This window comes from Vibrio profundi (assembly GCF_043642225.1).
Classification (GTDB): Bacteria; Pseudomonadota; Gammaproteobacteria; order Enterobacterales; family Vibrionaceae; genus Vibrio; species Vibrio profundi_A.
In genome coordinates, this window is record NZ_JBHZSF010000014.1 from 67977 (window position 1) to 87718 (window position 19742).

General features: G+C 43.5%; 17 protein-coding genes. 5 read left to right on the forward strand and 12 right to left on the reverse strand.

The features are described from left to right. Positions 1-227 precede the first annotated feature (227 nt). On the forward strand, positions 228-3005 hold the full coding sequence (locus ACHUFI_RS18355) for an insulinase family protein (protein ID WP_394251759.1): 2778 nt from the start codon (positions 228-230) through the stop codon (positions 3003-3005). A gap of 91 nt (positions 3006-3096) precedes the next feature. On the opposite strand, the gene fadJ is transcribed toward ACHUFI_RS18355, so the two are convergent. Together fadJ and fadI are read right to left on the reverse strand one after the other, a co-directional pair. After that, positions 3097-5250 carry a fatty acid oxidation complex subunit alpha FadJ gene (gene fadJ, locus ACHUFI_RS18360; protein ID WP_394251761.1) on the reverse strand — a complete coding sequence of 718 codons (2154 nt, stop codon included), beginning with the start codon at positions 5248-5250 and terminating at the stop codon, positions 3097-3099. After that, positions 5250-6557, reverse strand: a complete 1308-nt coding sequence (gene fadI / locus ACHUFI_RS18365; RefSeq protein WP_394251763.1) for an acetyl-CoA C-acyltransferase FadI — start codon at positions 6555-6557, stop codon at positions 5250-5252. The genes fadJ and fadI overlap by 1 nt, the downstream gene beginning before the upstream one ends. Positions 6558-6983: 426 nt before the next feature. Between fadI and ACHUFI_RS18370 the strand changes: the two genes are divergently transcribed. From ACHUFI_RS18370 to ACHUFI_RS18385, 4 genes are all read left to right on the forward strand, one after another. After that, positions 6984-7559 (forward strand): sigma-70 family RNA polymerase sigma factor, encoded by a 576-nt coding sequence (locus tag ACHUFI_RS18370; RefSeq protein WP_394251765.1) that lies wholly within the window; start codon positions 6984-6986, stop codon positions 7557-7559. Next, positions 7552-8280: a DUF3379 domain-containing protein gene (locus ACHUFI_RS18375; protein ID WP_394251853.1), complete on the forward strand. Its 729-nt coding sequence runs from the start codon at positions 7552-7554 to the stop codon at positions 8278-8280. The genes ACHUFI_RS18370 and ACHUFI_RS18375 overlap by 8 nt, the downstream gene beginning before the upstream one ends. Positions 8281-8554: 274 nt before the next feature. After that, a complete protein-coding gene (locus ACHUFI_RS18380) occupies positions 8555-9901 on the forward strand; it encodes an outer membrane protein transport protein (RefSeq protein ID WP_394251767.1) in 1347 nt (448 codons plus the stop codon). A gap of 303 nt (positions 9902-10204) precedes the next feature. Continuing rightward, a complete protein-coding gene (locus ACHUFI_RS18385; protein WP_394251769.1) occupies positions 10205-11494 on the forward strand; it encodes an outer membrane protein transport protein in 1290 nt (429 codons plus the stop codon). Between the two features lie 71 nt (positions 11495-11565). Here the strand turns inward: ACHUFI_RS18385 and ACHUFI_RS18390 are convergent, their stop codons facing one another. The 10 genes from ACHUFI_RS18390 to ccmA form a co-directional block, all read right to left on the reverse strand. Next, the gene (locus ACHUFI_RS18390) at positions 11566-12357 is read right to left on the reverse strand and encodes an MlaA family lipoprotein (protein ID WP_394251771.1); all 792 of its coding nucleotides are present in this window, start codon (positions 12355-12357) and stop codon (positions 11566-11568) included. Between the two features lie 103 nt (positions 12358-12460). Then, the gene (ccmI, locus tag ACHUFI_RS18395; RefSeq protein ID WP_394251773.1) at positions 12461-13675 is read right to left on the reverse strand and encodes a c-type cytochrome biogenesis protein CcmI; all 1215 of its coding nucleotides are present in this window, start codon (positions 13673-13675) and stop codon (positions 12461-12463) included. Further along, positions 13675-14157 (reverse strand): cytochrome c-type biogenesis protein, encoded by a 483-nt coding sequence (locus ACHUFI_RS18400; RefSeq protein ID WP_394251775.1) that lies wholly within the window; start codon positions 14155-14157, stop codon positions 13675-13677. Before ACHUFI_RS18400 ends, ccmI begins: the two co-directional genes overlap by 1 nt. Continuing rightward, positions 14157-14708, reverse strand: coding sequence for a DsbE family thiol:disulfide interchange protein (locus tag ACHUFI_RS18405; protein ID WP_394251777.1), 552 nt, complete (start codon positions 14706-14708; stop codon positions 14157-14159). Before ACHUFI_RS18405 ends, ACHUFI_RS18400 begins: the two co-directional genes overlap by 1 nt. Continuing rightward, a complete protein-coding gene (locus ACHUFI_RS18410) occupies positions 14709-16685 on the reverse strand; it encodes a heme lyase CcmF/NrfE family subunit (RefSeq protein WP_394251779.1) in 1977 nt (658 codons plus the stop codon). Continuing rightward, positions 16682-17167, reverse strand: coding sequence for a cytochrome c maturation protein CcmE (ccmE, locus tag ACHUFI_RS18415; protein ID WP_394251781.1), 486 nt, complete (start codon positions 17165-17167; stop codon positions 16682-16684). The genes ACHUFI_RS18410 and ccmE overlap by 4 nt, the downstream gene beginning before the upstream one ends. Further along, the gene (gene ccmD / locus ACHUFI_RS18420; protein WP_394251783.1) at positions 17164-17370 is read right to left on the reverse strand and encodes a heme exporter protein CcmD; all 207 of its coding nucleotides are present in this window, start codon (positions 17368-17370) and stop codon (positions 17164-17166) included. Before ccmD ends, ccmE begins: the two co-directional genes overlap by 4 nt. 11 nt (positions 17371-17381) lie before the next feature. Next, positions 17382-18125 (reverse strand): heme ABC transporter permease, encoded by a 744-nt coding sequence (locus tag ACHUFI_RS18425; RefSeq protein ID WP_394251785.1) that lies wholly within the window; start codon positions 18123-18125, stop codon positions 17382-17384. 96 nt (positions 18126-18221) lie between these two features. Further along, on the reverse strand, positions 18222-18890 hold the full coding sequence (gene ccmB / locus ACHUFI_RS18430) for a heme exporter protein CcmB (RefSeq protein WP_394251787.1): 669 nt from the start codon (positions 18888-18890) through the stop codon (positions 18222-18224). Position 18891: 1 nt separating this feature from the next. Then, positions 18892-19509: a cytochrome c biogenesis heme-transporting ATPase CcmA gene (gene ccmA / locus ACHUFI_RS18435; RefSeq protein WP_394251789.1), complete on the reverse strand. Its 618-nt coding sequence runs from the start codon at positions 19507-19509 to the stop codon at positions 18892-18894. Positions 19510-19742: the final 233 nt, after the last annotated feature.

Consider the following 19742-nt stretch of genomic DNA (forward strand, 5'->3'; position numbering starts at 1 on the left):
AGTTGTCGTAGGGTTTATTTTCTATTTGGGCGAAATCTTGTTTCAATATAAATAATTATATCAAGTAGCTTGATAAAGAGTTCGACTTTATTAACAATCTGATAAAAGATTTAATACTGCCTTACAAAAGTAATAAACGTATTTTATATCCCAAAATATAAGAGCAAGATTTGCACCAATTTATATCCGGTACATAATTTTAAAATACCCTTATCTGGAGACGCCCTGTGCATTTAAGCCCAAATGATGAACATCAATACCGCTACTTAACATTAAGCAACGGTCTGAGAGTTCTGCTAATTCGTGATGAAAATGCACAAAAAGCAGCTGCAGCGCTCGCCGTCAACGTGGGGCACTTTGATGATCCACAAGACAGGGAAGGTTTAGCTCACTACCTAGAGCACATGCTCTTTTTGGGGACAGAAAAATACCCTAAAGTTGGCGAATTTCAAAGCTATATTGGCCAGCATGGCGGAAGCAATAATGCGTGGACGGGAACAGAGCATACCTGTTTCTTTTTTGATATTGATCCTAACGCATTTGAACCTTCCCTCGACCGCTTTAGTCAGTTTTTTAGCGCGCCGCTTTTTAATGAAGAGGCGTTAGACAAAGAACGACAGGCTGTTGAGTCAGAATACAAGATGAAATTGAATGATGACTCGCGTCGCCTTTATCAAGTACATAAAGAAATCGTCAATCCCAAACACCCGTTTTCCAAGTTTTCAGTAGGTAACTTAGAAACACTAGGGGATAGAAACGGGCAGACTATTCGCCAAGAAATCTTAGAGTTCCACCAGCAGCAATACTCTGCCGATCTCATGACACTCACTTTAAGCGGCAATCAGCCTCTTGATGAGATGCAAGGTTGGGTCGAGAGCCGCTTTTCTAGCATCGAAAATCATCAGTTAGCTAATAAATCTATATCAGAGCCGATCAATTCAGGAAGCAGTACTTCTATTCAAGTCTTTGTCGAACCGGTAAAAGAAATCCGCAAACTGATCCTTACATTCCCGATGCCGGGTATGGATGAGCATTACGGCACTAAGCCCTTATCTTTCTTTGCTCACCTACTTGGTTACGAGGGTGAAGGCAGTTTAATGATGCAGCTTAAAGATAAAGGGTGGATCACTTCTTTATCCGCAGGCGGTGGCTCAAATGGCAGCAATTATCGTGACTTTTCTGTTAGCTGTAATTTGACTCCTGAAGGGCTCAACAAAACTGATGAAATCACGCAAGCCACTTTCCAGTACTTGAAGCTTATCCAACAGCAAGGGATGGAAGAATGGCGCTACCTTGAAAAGCAAGCCGTTCTTGAATCGGCTTTTCGCTTCCAAGAACCGGCACGCCCGCTCGATATTGTGAGCCATTTAGTGATTAACATGCAGCATTATTCGGAAGAAGATGTGGTGTATGGCGATTACAAAATGTCCCACTATGACCATGATTTGCTGACCTCTCTTTTCCAGTACTTTACCGTCGATAATCTTCGTTCAACATTGGTGGCTCATGGTTTTGAACACGATAAAGAAGCTAAGTGGTATTTCACTCCATATTCAGTCTCACCATTTTCCGAACAACAGAAAAAAGACTTCTATCGAATCGATCCTAGCTGGCAGTTTATTTTGCCGAACAAAAACCCCTTTATTTGCTACGAGCTAGACCCTGCAGACTTAGAAGAAGAGAAACAATACCCAGAGCTCATCGAAGATCTTGATGGCTTTAAACTATGGCACCTACAAGATACCCAATTCAAAGTACCTAAAGGGGTGCTGTATATCGCGATAGATAGCCCGCACTCAGTCGCGAGCCCACGTAACATCGTCAAAACACGCTTATGTGTAGAAATGTTCTTAGATTCTCTAGCCAAAGAGACCTATCAAGCTGAGATTGCCGGGATGGGATACAACATGTACTCCCACCAAGGTGGTGTTACTTTAACGCTGTCTGGCTTTAGTCAAAAACAGCCTCAATTGCTGGAAATGATCTTAAAGCGCTTTTCATCGCGTGACTTCAGCCCGGTTCGCTTTGAGACCATTAAACAGCAACTATTGAGAAATTGGCGCAATTCGGCGCAAGATCGCCCTATATCACAGATTTTTAATGCTATGACAGGGATTTTACAACCTAACAATCCACCCTATTCCGTTTTGATGGAAGCGTTGGAAACCATTGAAGTCGATGAGTTAGCTTCCTTTGTCCAAGCAATTTTGGCTGAGCTTCATGTAGAGATGTTCGTCTTTGGAGATTGGCAACGTCAAGCCGCACATGACATGGCAACCACTTTAAAAGATGCGCTGCGAGTTCAAGGACAAGAATACGAAGAGTCACTAAGACCGCTGGTTATGTTAGGCGAAAACGGCAGTTTCCAACGCGAAGTGGAATGCAACCAAGAAGATTCCGCCATCGTCGTCTATTACCAATGCCCAGATATATCCGCTAAGAGTATCGCGTTGTATTCCCTTGCTAACCATTTGATGTCGTCTGCTTTCTTCCATGAGATCAGAACAAAACAACAACTGGGGTACATGGTGGGCACAGGCAACATGCCGCTCAATCGACACCCAGGTATTGTGTGTTATGTTCAATCCCCTAATGCCGCCCCGATTGACCTCATTAGCTCAATCGACGAGTTCCTCAATGCTTTTTATATGGTGTTGTTGGAGCTCAATGAATACCAATGGCATAGCAGTAAGCGTGGGCTATGGAATCAAATATCCACGCCAGACACCACCCTAAGAGGAAGAGCGCAACGATTGTGGGTAGCCATCGGAAATAAGGATCTTGAATTCAACCAAAGAGAAACCGTTTTAGCAGAGTTAAAGACGCTATCTCGCTCCGATATGATTCGATTTGTTGTAAACGAGCTAAAACCTCGCACTGCAAATAGACTTATTATGCATACCCAAGGAAATGCACACCACGAAGAAGAAACGCTGTCGATTGGAGTAGAAATCGGATCAATTGATGAGTTCCAACTGCGCCCTAAAGACACCGAATTAGGTTAATTTTACCAAGTTCAGACTAATAACAAGTTCAGACAAATAAAAAGGCGCTACCTAATAAGTAGCGCCTTTTTCTATGATTATTCTGGCTAGATTAGTAGAAGCTTTCTTCTAAGCCAGCTCTTGTTAAGAGGCCATCACAAGGAGCAAAACGATCGCCATATTTCTTGGCAAAATCATTCATCATCTCAACTAGCGCTTTAACGCCGATCTGATCCATATAGCGGAAAGGTCCACCCAAAAATGGAGGGAAGCCAATACCGAATATCGCACCAATATCGCCATCACGAGGGCTGCGGATAATACCTTCATCCAAACAACGAACGGCTTCATTCAGCATTGGAAGCACACAGCGCATCGCAATATCGTTATCGCTTAGCTTTGACTCTGGGTTCAGTTTTAATAACTTATAAACCGACTTATCGACTTCTTTTTTCTTACCTTTGTAAGTGTAGAAACCTTTACCACTCTTACGCCCTTTACGGCCATCATTCAGTAGAACGTCAAATACATCTGGCCCGTGGAAACGTTCTCCAAGTTCGTTAACCAAAATTGGCATGATCTTAGCGCCAATATCGACACCCACTTCATCCAACAAGGTAATCGGCCCAACAGGGAAACCAAAATCGAGCAAAGTATTATCAACCTTTTCAATTGGTTCGCCAGCCAGAAGTAAATGCGCGGATTCATTCATGTATGGAGCCAAAATTCGGTTCACATAAAAGCCCGCACAGTCTTTTACTACGATTGGCGTTTTGCCTTGTTTCTTAGCTAACGCTACGACCGTTGAAATCGTTTCGTCAGATGTCGTTTCATGTGGGATAACCTCCACAAGTGGCATCTTTTCTACTGGGCTGAAGTAATGCAGGCCAACAACATTTTCTGGACGTTCCGCTTTTTCGGCAATCTTGTGGATTGGTAAAGACGAGGTATTCGTTGCAAAAATGGTTTCTGGTTTCGCATTTTGCTCAATATCCGCAACCATCGACTGTTTTAAATCTAGATCTTCAAATACCGCTTCAACCACAACATCAATTTGTTTGAAGCTAGTGAAATCAACACCACCGGAAAGCTGTAGCATTTTACTTTGAAGCCCAGCTTTCGATATAATTCGACGTTTGCGCTGCTTTTCGAATAACTTGTAGTTGTAATTTAACGCATTCAAAACGCCGTCATTAGAAACGTCTTTAATTCGAACGGGTACTTTTGCTTTTGCGACACTGACATGACTAATGCCCGCGCCCATTAAACCACCGCCTAATACGCCAACGCGCTTAACGGGTTGAGGCTTAGCATCGCTGCCATTCTCTTTCTTCATTTCAGTGGTCGCGAAGAAAATCGAACGCAAAGCTTTTGATTCTGAAGTCATCACCAGCTGAGAGAATTTCTTAGCTTCTAACTGTAAGCCTTTCTCAAATCCGTTCTCGAGACCGTGACGAATGACTTCGAGAATGGCATCGGCAGCTGGGTAATTACCACGAGTTTTCTGGTTGGTCTTCTTAGCAGCCTGCTCAAAAATAACCTTACGGCCTAGACTATTACGAGAAATCAGTTTCTCTTTATTCGAAGTTTTCACCTTTTCAGCAGGGCGCTTACTCGGTTTTTTACCCGCATTCTTCTCGATAAAGCTTTTAGCCACATCAAGTAATACTGTATTTGGAACACTTGCATCCACGACGCCTAGCTTCTTCGCTTTTTTAGCACGCAGTTGCTTGCCCGTTAGGATCAAATCCAATGACGGAAGCAAGCCAATTAAACGAGGAAGACGTTGAGTACCACCAGAACCAGGCAACAAGCCTAACTGTACTTCTGGTAATCCAAGACGCGTGATGTCCGCATCACTACAAACACGGTAATCACACGCAAGTGCAAGCTCTAAACCGCCACCTAGACAAGGACCATGGATAGCAGCAACCACTGGGTACGGTAATTCCGATAACGTTTGGAACATCTCTTGGCCTTGACGAGCCAAAGATTCCGCTTCATCTGCTGTTGTACAAGCGTCTAGCATGCGGACATCTGCACCCGCGATAAAGTTATCCGGCTTTAAGGAATGAACAATCAACCCTTTAATACTGCTTTGCTTTTCTTTCAGCTGCTCAAAAATGCTTTTCATTTCTTCAGCGAAGGCGGCTTGAAGCGTATTCATCTTTTCATTTGGAACGTCGATCGCTAACCATGCTAGGTTTTGATCATCGATGTTTAAACTGAATGCTTTCTCGATTGGTGATTCGTTTGCTACTGACATTATTCCGCCTCCAAAATCATTGCTGCGCCTAGTCCACCAGCCGCACATGCCGTGTTCAATGCTAATCCACCACCTCTACGTTTAAGTTCACGTAGAGTCTGTGTCATCATACGTGCACCTGTCGCGGCAAATGGGTGGCCGTAAGCTAATGAGCCGCCAAGCACGTTAAACTTATCCATATCGATTTCGCCAATCGCTTTCGCACGACCTAAGTTCTCTTGTGCAAATTTATCGCTTGCGAACATTTTTACGTTCGATAACGCTTGAGCTGCAAAGGCTTCATGCATATCGATTAAATCGAGGTCTGAAAGCTCTAAGCCGGTATTCGCAAGCACTTTAGCCGTTGCGTAAGATGGGCCCATCAGCATGTCGGTTTCAACGCCAATAGCCGAGAATGCATAACCTCGGATATAACCCAGTACATCCAAGCCTAATTCTTTTGCTCTACCCTCACGCATCAACATAACCGCTGCACCGCCGTCTGTTAATGGTGTGCTATTTGCTGCAGTGACACTACCGTATTGACGGTCAAAAGCCGGGCGAAGCTTCGCATAACTTTCTAGAGTCGAGTCATGGCGGATATTGTTATCTTGTGAGATCCACTTTTTGTATGGCTGAGGGAATGCTGTCATTACCTCATCTTGAATCTTGCCGTCTTTCCAAGCCTGAGAAGCCAAAGTATGCGAACGGTGTGCTAAAGCATCTTGCTCTTCGCGGGTAATACCGTGTGACTTCGCCATCTGTTCGGCCGTTTGGCCCATAGAAAGCCCAGTAGAATATTCAGCGACTGCAGGCGGTACTGGCATTAAATCTTTTAAAGAAAGAGACTTAAGGATCTTAAGTTTTTGGCCAACGGTTTTAGTTTTGCTTAACGCCAATAGATTTGCAGCAAGTTTTTTGGATACGCCGATTGGAAGCACAGAAGATGAGTCCGCACCGCCCGCAATACCAATATCGATTGCGCCGGCCATAATGCTTTCCGTTACATTCACAGCAGCTTGAAAACTGGTCGCACAAGCTCTTGTTACGCTGTAGGCATCGGTATGAATATTCATACCAGTGCCAAGAACGATCTCACGTGCAATGTTTGGTGCTTCTGGCATTTGAACAACCTGTCCAAAAACCACTTGTTCGATAAGAGCGGGGTCGATATCAACTCGAGTAAGCATATCGCTCACCACCATTTTACCTAGGTCCACCGCGGGCACTTGGCTAAATTCAGTACTCTGACGAGCGAATGGGGTTCGTAATCCTGAGACAACGGCAACACGCTCACCAGAACGAGTTTTGAGTTCCTGTATGCCCATGGTTTCTCCTTGAAGTTAAGAGGTCTGACCTGAAGCATTGTAAAGAAGTTGTTAATTAAATCAAACGAGCGTTTAAATAAACGTGATGCTGATACACAGCTAAAAACTCAAGGCAGCTAAAACAAACTGATACTTAACGAAATTTAGGCAAAAAAAAACCACACAGAACTGTGTGGTCGGAATGTATATAAAGCAATTAACTTAACGCCAATTGAAATAATCAGTTTCCTGATTAGGAGAAAGTAAAGTCAGCCTTCAAAAGGAAGTGCCGTCTTGCTCAACATGTTAATCAAAAATGACTAACTAGACGACAAGGTGTACTATAACTGGATCAGGGTCTTAGATTTTGAAGTAGATCAATTTTAATGTGATTTTACGATTTCCAGCGCGTTATAACGTATAAAAAGAAACTATCCGCAGAGCAATATGGAGGCTCATGTGTCGATAATAAAAATGTTTGGAAAGAAAACTGCCAAGCGTCCGGTCAACTCTGATATGGACAAACAAAGAAAATACGAAGCTCTTGTTCGAGCCTATCATCGAGATTTATTTCGTTATGCCTATTGGTTATGTAAAGACAAGACCATAGCAGAAGATCTCGTGCAGGAAACTTGCTTACGAGCATGGAAATCACTGGATAGCCTACAAGATGAAAAAGCCGCAAAATCTTGGCTCATAACAATATTGAGACGAGAAAACGCAAGGCGCTTCGAACGCAAGCAGTTTGATCTAGTGGATATCGATGACCACGGGAAGGATGCGAAAGTCACTGATGACCCGCACCACCAGCAAATATGGTTACAAGCACAGATCATGAAATTAGAAGTCGAATATCGTGAACCTTTGTTCCTACAAGTGATTGGTGGGTTCAGTGGTGAAGAAATCGGAGAAATGCTCGATCTCAACAAAAACACGGTAATGACACGACTTTTCCGAGCGAGGAACCAGCTTAAAGAGATGCTGGATTCTGAACAAACAGTAAAGGGGCAACATGATGGATGATTTAGAATTTCGTCGTCGCGTTTTGTCGGATCCTAAGCTGCGCAGTGAAGATATGGTCACGGCTGCTGCTGAAAGTGAAGCCAACAGTAAGTTTCTCGATGACGTTTTATCTTTGGATAAACAAATAGAAGCCGCGATGGATGTTGACGTGCCAGATGACCTTGCTGACAGAATTCTGTTTAACCAAACATCTAACCACGAGGCCGATGTGGTTCGTCCAAACTTCGCTAAGCGCGCGATGGCAATGGCAGCTTCAGTCGCTTTTGCGTGCGGGTTGTTAGTGGGTCAAGTTAATTGGGGTAATGTGCTAGTCACTCCAGCTCAAGCGAGCCTTGCGGATATAGCAATGAAGCATGTTGTTGACGAAAAGCCTTTTGCGGGCGTATTGGACGAACAAGTCAGTTCGCAGCAAATCAATACCAAGATGCAGCCATTCGCGTATCAATTCGATGAAGCGTTCCCTTATCATGTTTATTACTTAAATCACTGCGGCTTTGGTAAATCCAATGCCATGCACATGGTTTTTCAAGGTGAGAAAGGTAAAGTCACTCTGTTCCTGACGGGCATTGCGAGTGATAAAGCGATCGACTTTGATAAGGATGGCATGTCTGGGATGGTCACCCCAATTGACGAGAGCAGCATGATTCTTGTCGGCGATGATGGCGAAGATGTCGCTAAAATCGCTGAAAAGCTGAGTTCTATGATAAAACCAGCCAGTTAATCATACTGAGGCTCAATATTCTTATTGAGCCTCAGACATTTATCAATTGATAAAGTTCACATTCACCAAACCAATAACGCTAGAGCTAAAACTCTAAAAAACAGCATTTCCTATCATTTTCCTGCCAGATACGCGTCATTTTCATAATTTTCCCCTCAAATTAGGATGTGGTCGGATTTCTATATCGTATACTAGCGAATAGGATCAGCCACCATTGAGTATTTGCTCAAATAAAATCGCCCTATTAGAGGCGGAATAAAAAGGAATAATATAAATGACTAACAAAACGCGTCTGTTTAAAAAGTCTCTTTTAGCAGTAACTATTACAACTATGACAATGGCCTCGTCACAAGCTTTGGCAGCAGGCTTCCAACTGAACTCTCAATCAGCGACAGGCCTTGGCCGTGCATTCGCTGGTGATGCTGTAATTGCTGACAATGCTTCTGCAATGTCTCGTAACCCAGCAGCTCTTGCATTATTTGACCAAACAGAGCTTTCTCTTGGCGTAAATGTCATTAACTCTGAAGTTGATGTTAAGGGTACAACATATACAAACCCTTTGGGTTCTCAATCTATTGACGATACTCAGAATGACGCAAGCTCAGTTGTTCCAAACCTATACCTTGCTATTCCGATCAATGAAAAATTTGCTGTTGGTTTCGGTGCTTACTCAAACTTCGGTACAACAAACGAATTTGATAATGGCTGGGGTGCCGAAAGCGGTACTCTATATATTGATGGTAGTGGTAATCCACTTGCTGTTGTTCCTGGTGCTGATGCCTTTGGTGGTACAACTAACGTTAGCTCAATGAATCTACTGTTTGCTGGTTCTTACCGTATCAATGAGCAATGGAGCATCGGTGCCGGTATCGATGTGATCTATGGTGAAGGAGAACTAAAACGTGACTCAACAATGAACGTTGAAGTCGGAGTTCCGGGTTCTTCTACACCGACAGGTCAAACATCAACCCAAAACCTTATGGATGTAGACGCATCGGGTTGGGGCGTTGGTTTTAACCTAGGTGCTGTTTATGAGCTAGACGAAAACAACCGTTTTGGCCTTAGCTACCATTACAGCCCAGAAATCGAAGCAAGCGGTACTGTTTCTTACCAAGGTAACGACAACATCGGCGACCTGAAAATGCCTCTTCCTTCAATGGCAGAGTTCTCTGGTTACCACCGCATTGAAGATACTAAATTTGCCGTTCACTACAGCATCCAATACATTAGCTGGAGCGACTTCGATGCACTAGTAACGACTGACGGCACAAACATCAAAGATTACAAGTGGCAAGATACTTACCACTACTCAATCGGTGGTACTTACTACATCAACGATAACTGGGAAGCTCGCGTCGGCTACATGTTCGATGAAGGTGTTCAAGACTCTTTAACTTCAGTTTCTGTTCCTGATTCAGATCGCCAATGGTTCTCTGCTGGTGCAAGTTACCACTTCAACAAAGATCAAACTCTTGATCTTGGCTTCACTTACCTAGTCGGTGAAGACGTAAAAGTTGAAGATACAATCAACGGTGGTGCTGCAAACGGTGGTTTAACACTGAACACGACAACCAAAGCAACAGCAATGCTGTTTGGTGCACAATACACTCACAGATTCTAATCTAGGATTTGTTAAGTAATTGAGGGTCGCTTATGCGGCCCTTTTCTTTATCTAAAATCTATCAATTACGTAGATCTCACGTCTATCTAGCGTACACATGTAGCCTATAAGCCACTTATTCGCATACGAGTGTTCGCTGAAATTTTGCAACAAGCATGAAACATTCAGTTTATTAATCCAAAAAATCATCCCAATTAACAATTTAATTGCTAAAACACTGTTTTATTCGAATTTCATTTTTAAAGTAAAGACTCTAAACGTAGAATCACGCTACTTAATTTTAATAGTTCAGCGAACACTATAATGAAAACAAATAAGACTCTTATATCAGCCGCAGTGGCTTTCGGTTTACTTTCGACTTCAACAGTTGCTAACGCTGCTGGTTTCCAACTAGCAGAGTATTCAGCGACAGGCCTTGGCCGCGCATACGCAGGCGAAGCCGCAATGGCAGACAACGCTGGATCACAATGGCGCAACCCTGCAATGCTGACTTACCTAGAAGGTACTCAGGTTTCTATCGGTGCAATCTATGTTGACCCAAACATTGATATTGAAGGCACATCGGGCACTGGTGCAACTAAATCTGAAGATTTTGCTCACGATGCTGTGATTCCAAATTTTTATATCTCACATAAGTACAATGACAAATTTGCGTTAGGCTTTGCCGCAGGTACTAATTATGGAATGGAAACCGATCTGGGTACTGACTTCGGTGGTGCTAACCACGGTAACGAAGCCAGTGTTATCAGCATGGAGTTGAATTTAAATGCGGCTTACCAAATCCTTGACAATGTGTCTGTTGGTGGTGGTATCCGCTACGTTATGGCGGAAGGAAGTTTCGGAGCGGTATCAGCAAGAACGATCCCTACAGTTGTCGACAAAGGTGACACCCTAAAATACATGGAAGGTGATGACACAGCCTGGGGATGGCAAGTTGGCACAGCTTGGCAAATTAATGATAATCACCGCTTAGGCTTCACCTATAAGTCAGAAGTTGATCTAACACTAGAAGGCCACGCTGAAGGCTTAGCGTTTGACTCTGTTGCAAATGCAATCGGAGGCCAAGTTAAATCTAAATATAATGGTTCTATGGACTTGGCTCTTCCAGCTACAGCCGAGCTAGCAAGTTTTCATCAGTTGACCGATCAAGTCGCAGTTCACGCCAGCGTAAACTGGACAAATTGGAGTAGCTTCAAAGAGCTAGTTGCTGATATTCCTGAGTTTGGTTCTGCTCGAACTCAAGACATTAAGGAAGAAAATTGGGAAGATAACTACCGCTTTGCAATTGGTACAACTTACCAAATGACTCCAAAGCTAGCGTTACGCTCTGGCATTGCATACGATACCTCAGCAGTAAGTGATGAGCACCGTACAGCAACTATTCCGGAAACTGACCGCACATGGTTAAGTGTTGGCGCTGGCTACCAATGGTCAGAGCAACTGACACTCGACGCGGGCTTTACGTACATCATCGCTAAGGACGCAACAATGCTAGAAAACGATACTAGTTCAGCACCTTTCGGTGGCGATTTTGAAGGCGAAGTAACAGGCAGTATTTGGCTCATCGGTGTTCAAGCAAACTACCGTTTCTAAATCGTTAGCGGTACTAGAAACAAAAAAGCTTGGTCATTTGACCAAGCTTTTTTATTGGGAGATAGCGTAAATTAGAAATCTTCATCTAGATAGTCATCTAAATAATCTTCTTCTTCTTCATCGACTTCATCTTGGCTGATCTCTGCTTTAAAGTCGCGACGCTGAATATAGACCTCACGCGTTAATGCGTATGGATCTGGAGAATCATGCAAGATACTTTCCTGCGACGCTAACATAGCGCGCGACTCCATTCCTTCGAACGCCCATTTCCCTAAACCAGCCCAAAAATTAAGAAAGGACAATGGGACATACATTCCATCAACAGTTTCCGTCACTTCACGAGTCGTCACAGGGCCATATCCTGGAACCATGAAATACGGGCCGTTCCCGACTCCATAATGACCAAGCGCGTCTGAAAAAGATTTATCATCATATTTGGTAATGCCCGCCGCGCTTGCGATATCGATCAAACCAAGTAAACCAAACGTAGAGTTCATCCAGAATCGATTGAAATGATCTAAAGCTTTTTCACCATTGCCCATTAGTAAATTGTTCACCATGCTCGCCGGCTCATCTAAGTTCGCCAAAAAGTTGGAAATACCCGTACGAATCGGAACTGGCGTATAGTCAACGTAAGCCAAAGAAACAGGTCGAACAATATATGGATCTAAGTAATCGTAGTTAATCGCCCACATTGCTCGGTTGAAGCCTTCAAAAGGATCGTTAGGGTGTGATTCTTCAACGTAAGTATCTGAAGTGTTTGCGTTTAATTCTTCTGATTCATTTTCAGGAACACTAGAACAACCGATGGTTAAACTTGCTAGCAACATCAGCGAGGTCGTTCTAAATACACGTGTCGACATGTGACCTCTTCCATAAGAAGTATTAATAAATAGAAAGGCCAGCAATCGCTGGCCTCAATCGTTGTAACAAGTTTATACCGATTTGTTTAAAATCGGAATGGCACTAGTATTGTTTCTCAATATTGATTGATACTGGTTCACCAAGTTTGACCACTTGGCTTTCACCATACCAATCACCATCGCGAGTGGCGACGTTACCGTCACTATCAATACGAGCGCGAACCATCAAGTTTTCTAAGCTTGATAAGTTATTGCCTTGCATCATGCTATTTCCATCATCCAGTACCACAGTGCGAGGGAAAGAGCCCAATGGGTAACGTGCTGCTGCAACCGGCATTGGAGAGCCATCTGCTTTATGCACCGATACAATCAGTACTGAATTAGGATCAGCCTCTACCGAACCGGCTAGATCGATAGTAACTGCGACACTCTTACCTGCCGACATATTGCCACCCATCTTCTTAGTCGCACTTTCAATGCTTCGAGAAAGCATTTCATAGCGGCTATCTTCAGGGCCAATCATCTGCTGCATGATACTCCAGTACTTCACCGCACCAGGGTAGTCTTGGCGTTCAAAGGCATCAAAAGCAAGCAAAGAAAACACTCGTAAATCCACATAGTCGTTTTGAATCAAACGGCTAAGCAGCAGGCGAGCTTCATTTTGATCGGCTTCATCTTGAGATAGCATCAGCGCTTGAGCATAACCTAATTGAACGTCTTCGTTCTTAGGTTCCAATCGATATGCTCGGTTCATTGCATCGATCGCCGTTTCTGCATCACGGTTTGCCAACGCGATTCTACCAAGCAGTAACCAACCTGTTGAGTCTTTCGGCTGATAGTGTAAACGAGTACGCAGTGCGAGAGTTAAGTCCGACATTTCATCGTCCGTTAACACGCTGCCATCCGGCGACATTAGCTTTTTAGACAGCTCAGGTAAATTGCTGGTCACTTCTTGCCAATGCCGGACTTTATCGGCAGCACCGAACTTGAAGTACATACCGTAGCTTATCACCACAACTAGAATCACTGATGGGATCAGCACAGCCATCGCTGACATGTTAGTTTGCTGGACTTTTTCTTGAGTCGGAATGTCGTCAAGCAAAGACTGTTTCAAGTCGGCAATAAGCTCTTGCTGATCTTGAACTAAACCTTCTGCAGCTTCTTCTTCTAACTCTGTTAAACGGTCTTTGTAGAATGCTTTGTTTAATTCATCACGAAGCGCATCATCATTATTTGCCTTGCGTTTCAGTAACGGTAAAGCCACCAAAACACAACTCATTAAGGTAAGAACAACCGTAGATACCCAAAATAACGTCATTATTGTTTATCTCCGTCTTTATCTTCTTCTAATAATGCTTTGAGACGAGCTTCTTTCTCTTCATCCCACTCTGGCTTTGATTCGGCTACCTTTGATTTGGTTTTTCGACTGCGCAAGGCAATCAAACCAAAACCAATAATAATGACCGAAAACGGGCCAACCCATAGGATGGCCGTCGCGAGCGTCAATGGTGGGTTATAAGTAACAAAGTTTCCGTAACGCGCAATCATGTAATCGATGATTTCTTGTTCAGACTGCCCTTCTTTTGTCATCTCATACACTTTCTGACGAAGGTCTTGAGCGAGCTCTGCATTCGAATCACCAATCGTGTTGTTTTGACATTTAGGACAACGCAACGTATTGCTTAAATCTTTAAACTGCTGCTCTTGGTCTAAGGTTTCAAATTCGTAGACTTCGATTGTCGCAGAGGCCGTAAGAGAAAAAGCTAAAGTAGCAAACAGTGCAAGTAGTACACGTTTCATTATTTAGCCTCCTCTAACAACGCTTGATACATAGGCTTAAGCGTTTCATTCCAGTTTCTGTCGTTCACATCACCCACATGACGGTAACGAACGATACCTTCGGCATCAATCAGGAAAGTTTCCGGCGCACCGTAAACTCCCAAATCTAAGCCAAGCATACCATTGCTGTCTAAAAGGCTAATCAGATAAGGGTTACCTAACTCGTTTAGCCATTGAACCGCTTTATTACGATCATCTTTGTAGTTCAGTCCGATGATCTTAACGCCGTCAGCTGCAAGCTTATTTAAGTACGAGTGCTCCGCATAACAAGTCGGACACCATGTTGCCCACACGTTTAGCAGTAAAGGCTCACCTTTAAAAATCGCTTGGTCATACAATTTTCCGGGTTCCGCTAAATCTTCCAAGCGGAACTCAGGTACTGTTTTACCAATAAGAACAGACTCAAGCTTCGTTGGATCGTCGCCACCTTGGTTACGAACCAACTGAGTAGCAAATACCATGGCTAAAACCATGAAAGCAATGAGTGGTATAAATAAAATCTTCTTATTCATTTATGCCTCCTGCTCCTGAAGCTTTTTGTCATTTTTAGCAGTCTTACGGAAACGGTAACGACGGTCACTAATCGCCAATGCACCACCGATAGACATAATTAGAGAACCAGCCCAGATCCAACGAACAAATGGTTTGTAGTAAATACGTACCGCCCAAGATTTGTTGTCATCTAAACGTTCACCCATCGCGATATATAAATCACGAGTCACGCCGCGATCGATCGCTGCCTCTGTCATCATAGACTTAGCTGTCGTGTAGAAACGCTTCTCTGCATGTAGAGTATTGATGTAGTTGCCTTCTTTTGTAATTTCAAAGTCAGCAATATAACCATCATAGTTTGGTCCATCTTTATCGCGAACACCTTCGAAGTAGAAGTTGTACTCGTTCAGTTGGAAATTCTCACCCGGAGCTAAACGTACATCTCTTTCAATACTGTAGTTTTGAACCATTGCAATACCAATCACCGTTACCGCTAAGCCAATGTGACCTAACATCATTGCCCAGTGGCTACGTTGAAGCTTGGTAATACCAGTTTTGAAACTGTGGCGGTGCGTTGCACGCTCATACAGCTCAAAGCCATGCATTGAAATAATCCAAATTGCCATCATCCAACCGACAAAAGCTGTACCGCTAAAGTGTTCAGCCAAAATAGTCACGAACAACCAAGCTAAGCCGACAGAGATAACGCCAGAAATCGCCATTGGTTTTACAAGTTTGGATAGATTGTCGCGCTTCCAACGAATTAGAGGACCGATACCCAATAAGAATGAGAATGGGATCATCAACCAGAAGAACAACATATCAAAGAATGGCGCACCGATAGACACAGAGCCCAAACCGATTTGCTTATGTACTAACGGTAGTAATGTACCCACTAACACTACAACTAATGCTGCAATGAGTATGATGTTGTTACCTAAAAGCGCATTCTCGCGCGATACCAAATCAAAGTTACCGCGAACGCGAACGGCAGCGCCTTTCACAGCAAATAATAATAATGAACCGCCAATAACAAAGACTAAGAAGCCCAAGATAAACATGCCACGGGCTGGATCAGAGGCAAAGGCGTGAACCGACACAAGAATGCCTGAACGCACTAAGAACGTACCAAGTAGACTTAGTGAAAAAGCTGATAGTGCTAGTAATACCGTCCATGCTTTGAATGTGCCGCGTTTTTCAGTTACCGCTAACGAGTGCATTAATGCCGTACCAGCAAGCCAAGGCATGAATGATGCGTTTTCTACTGGATCCCAGAACCACCAGCCGCCCCATCCAAGCTCGTAATACGCCCACCAAGAACCTAGAGCAATACCTAACGTCAGGAATAACCAAGCAGCAATCGTCCAAGGGCGAGACCAACGTGCCCATGCCGTATCAAGACGACCACTCATCAATGAAGCAATCGCGAACGAAAACGCAACCGAGAAGCCAACATAACCCATGTACAGCATAGGTGGGTGAATGATTAGACCTGGATCTTGCAACAATGGATTAAGATCGCGTCCATCTACAGGGAAAAATGGCAAAGTACGAATAAACGGGTTCGATGTAACGATAATAAACAGTAAGAATCCTACTGTAATTAAACCCATCACCGCTAGAACTCGAGCCACGGACTCTTGAGGCATACCACGACTAAACGTCGCGACCGCGACCGTCCAACCCGCTTGGATTAATACCCAAAGTAATAACGAGCCTTCGTGAGCGCCCCAAACAGCTGTAATACGGTAGTACCACGGCAACTGAGTATTCGAGTTACTTGCTACGTACTGTAATGTGAAATCATTGGTATAAAATGCATAACATAAAATAACAAACGAAACGGCTAGGAACAGGAACATACCCCAAGACAAAGGTCTTGCGCTGTTCATTAGCATAGTGTTGTTGCGTGATGCACCATAAAGCGGTAACACACTCAACAACACTGCGAGGCCTAGCGAAAGGATCATGGCGAAATGGCCAATCTCAGCTATCATTTAGCACTTCCTTCTTTTTGTTCTGCTGAATACTGCAATGGTTCATGAGTCTTCTTCATTGCTTCTGCTATTTCTGCAGGCATGTATTCTTCATCGTGTTTTGCTAGTACTTCAAATGCTTCAATAGTCGTCGCATTTTTCAGTACACCTTGAGCCACAATTCCTTGGCCTTCACGGAACAAGTCCGGAAGAATTCCGTCATAATAAATTGTTACTTTAGGGCCTACGTCAGCTAGGTCAAAACTCACACGCAGCGAATCTTGGTCACGCTTAACGGATCCCACAACTACCATTCCACCAATACGAAGGCGCTGCCCAACTTCAGGCTTAGTACCATCAGGCTTGCCATTTACTATTTCAGTCGGCGTATAGAACAAGTCCATATTTTGATTCAATGCGTATACGATTAGGCCAACCGTAGCACTAATTCCAAAAAAGATGGCTAATATTATCCCTAGCCTCTTTTTACGTCTTGGATTCATAGAGTGTTCTCCATATTTTTTGCTGCATCGATTCGTGCTTGACGATCGACTTTAGCCTGTACTTCATTTAGCAAACTTTTGCCGCGACGAATGCTCACGATGAGTAAAATAATCATCGATAGAAAGGTGATTCCAAATGCGCTCCACACATAAGAGGCATAGCCTCCCATAGCAAAGAAATCACTCAGAGATTCAAAATACATACTTAATTACCTCACTGAGTTTTTTCAGCTGCAAGTTTACGAACCCAAGGGCGGTGGCCTTCTTTACTGATGATTTCATTTCTAAATCGAACCATCGTCACCGCACCAAAGAAGAACGCAAAACCAAAAATATTTAACAGAAGTGGCCATAACATATCACTAGAGATAGACGGCTTAGCGAATTTAGTAATCGTTGCACCTTGGTGTAGCGTATTCCACCATTCCACAGAGAAGTGAATAATAGGCAAGTTAATCACGCCTACGATAGCCAAAATACCCGCTGCTTTTGCCGCTGTTTTTTGATCATCAAATGCATGGTATAGCGCGATAACGCCAAGGTATAAGAAAAGAAGAATCAATTCAGAAGTTAAGCGAGCGTCCCATACCCACCAAGCACCCCACATCGGCTTACCCCATACTGCACCAGTCAGCAAAGCGATAAACGTGTAAACAGCACCAATCGGAGCCATGGCTAAAGCAGCCATATCAGACAACCTAACTTGCCAAACTAGCCCAATGAATGCGGCAATGGCCATTGACATGTATACACCCATCGACCAAATAGCTGAAGGTACATGAATGTAAATAATTCTAAAGCTGTCACCTTGCTGATAATCCGAAGGCGCAAATGCTAAGCCCCATACTGTACCTACCGATAAGCACAGTAATGCTAGGATTGAAAACCAAGGTAGGAGCTTTCCTGCCAATTGATAGGAAGTTTCTGGTTTGGCGTAGGGATGTAGCCATTTCCACATATTTTTTCTCACTCTTACTTCATATTGCTTACAGCAAATTTATCGCTGAAATTATTATAATTTTTTGAGATGACTCTATGAGTCATATTTTTCTAATTAGTTCACACTGACTCGTAGTGCAGCGCTGATAGCAAAAGGCGTCATCGTCATCGCCCCGACAAACATCGCCCCTAAAATGGCGAGTTGTCCGTTATAAGCAACTCCCAACGCCGCCGCATCGATAGCTGAGGTAGCAAATATAAGGATTGGAATATAAAGAGGAAGAATCAACAAGCTCAGTAGAACTCCTCCTTTTTGTAACCCAACCGTTAATGCAACACCTATCGCGCCAATAAAACTTAATGTTGGAGTTCCAACTAATAAAGTGAGAACCACAGACAGCCAAGTATCAAAATTCAATGACAACAACACTGCTAGCAAAGGGCTAATTAAAATTAATGGTAATCCAGTCAATAGCCAATGCGCTATGACCTTGGACAATACTACCAACTGCAACGGGATGGGCATCAGCATCATTTGCTCTAGTGAGCCATCCTGAAAATCATCACGAAATAAACGCTCTAGCGACAACAAAGCGGATAGCAACGCTGCAACCCATACAATTCCGGCAGCAATACGCGCTAAGAGGTTCGGCTCTGGCCCAATACTAAGTGGGAACAAGGTAATGACGATGATGAAGAACCAAAGTGGGTTAAAGATATCAGCTTGGCGGCGAAAGGCGATCAACAGCTCACGACGGATAATAGTTGTCATTGATGAAATCATGTTATTGACCCAGTTTTATTTTTTTTAGTTTCGGGCTGTCAGCAAACATATCTTGATGGGTAGTAAGCAATACAATGCCACCGTTTTCTGCATGCTTCATAAATAAAGATTCAAGGACTTTTACCCCTTGCTTGTCTATGGCAGTCAAAGGCTCATCTAAAATCCATATCGGCTGCTTGCTTAGCCACAAGCGCGCTAATGCGACGCGTCGGTGCTGACCTGCCGATAATTGCCCTGCAGGGACATCTTCACGTCCGGCTAACCCTACCTGCGTTAAGGCATAGTAGATATCTTCTTTTGTTGTCGTTGAATTATGGATTGACTGATAGAAGTGCAGATTTTCATACGCGCTCAGCTCTCGCTTAACGCCAGTCTGATGCCCTAAGAACAAAAGGTCTTGATGGTATGCATCACGATTTGACTCTATAGATTCGCCATTCCAAGAAATAGAACCTTCATCTCTGTCACCCAAACCTGCGATGATCCTTAGCAACGTCGTTTTACCTGTACCATTTCGCCCTTCTACCTGAACAAGATCACCGGACTGAAGTTGGAATGATAAAGATTCGAACAAGACTCTTTCGTCACGAATTGCAGTTAAGTTTGAGACTTCTAACATGAGCATAATTGGTATGAAAATGAGATTGCTATAGTAGCACAGCAATTAGGGGACAAAATAGGACTAGCGCTTTACGAATGTACAAACTCCGTAAGAAACTGTTACTGCGTCATCACAATTTACACATTTACTCGAACCTGAGTTATTTTCCCTCTTTAACAAGGACTTAGATATAGCGTTCGATAAATAACAGCGTGCACAAAAAAAGAAGCCGGAGCTTCTTTGTTTAATAT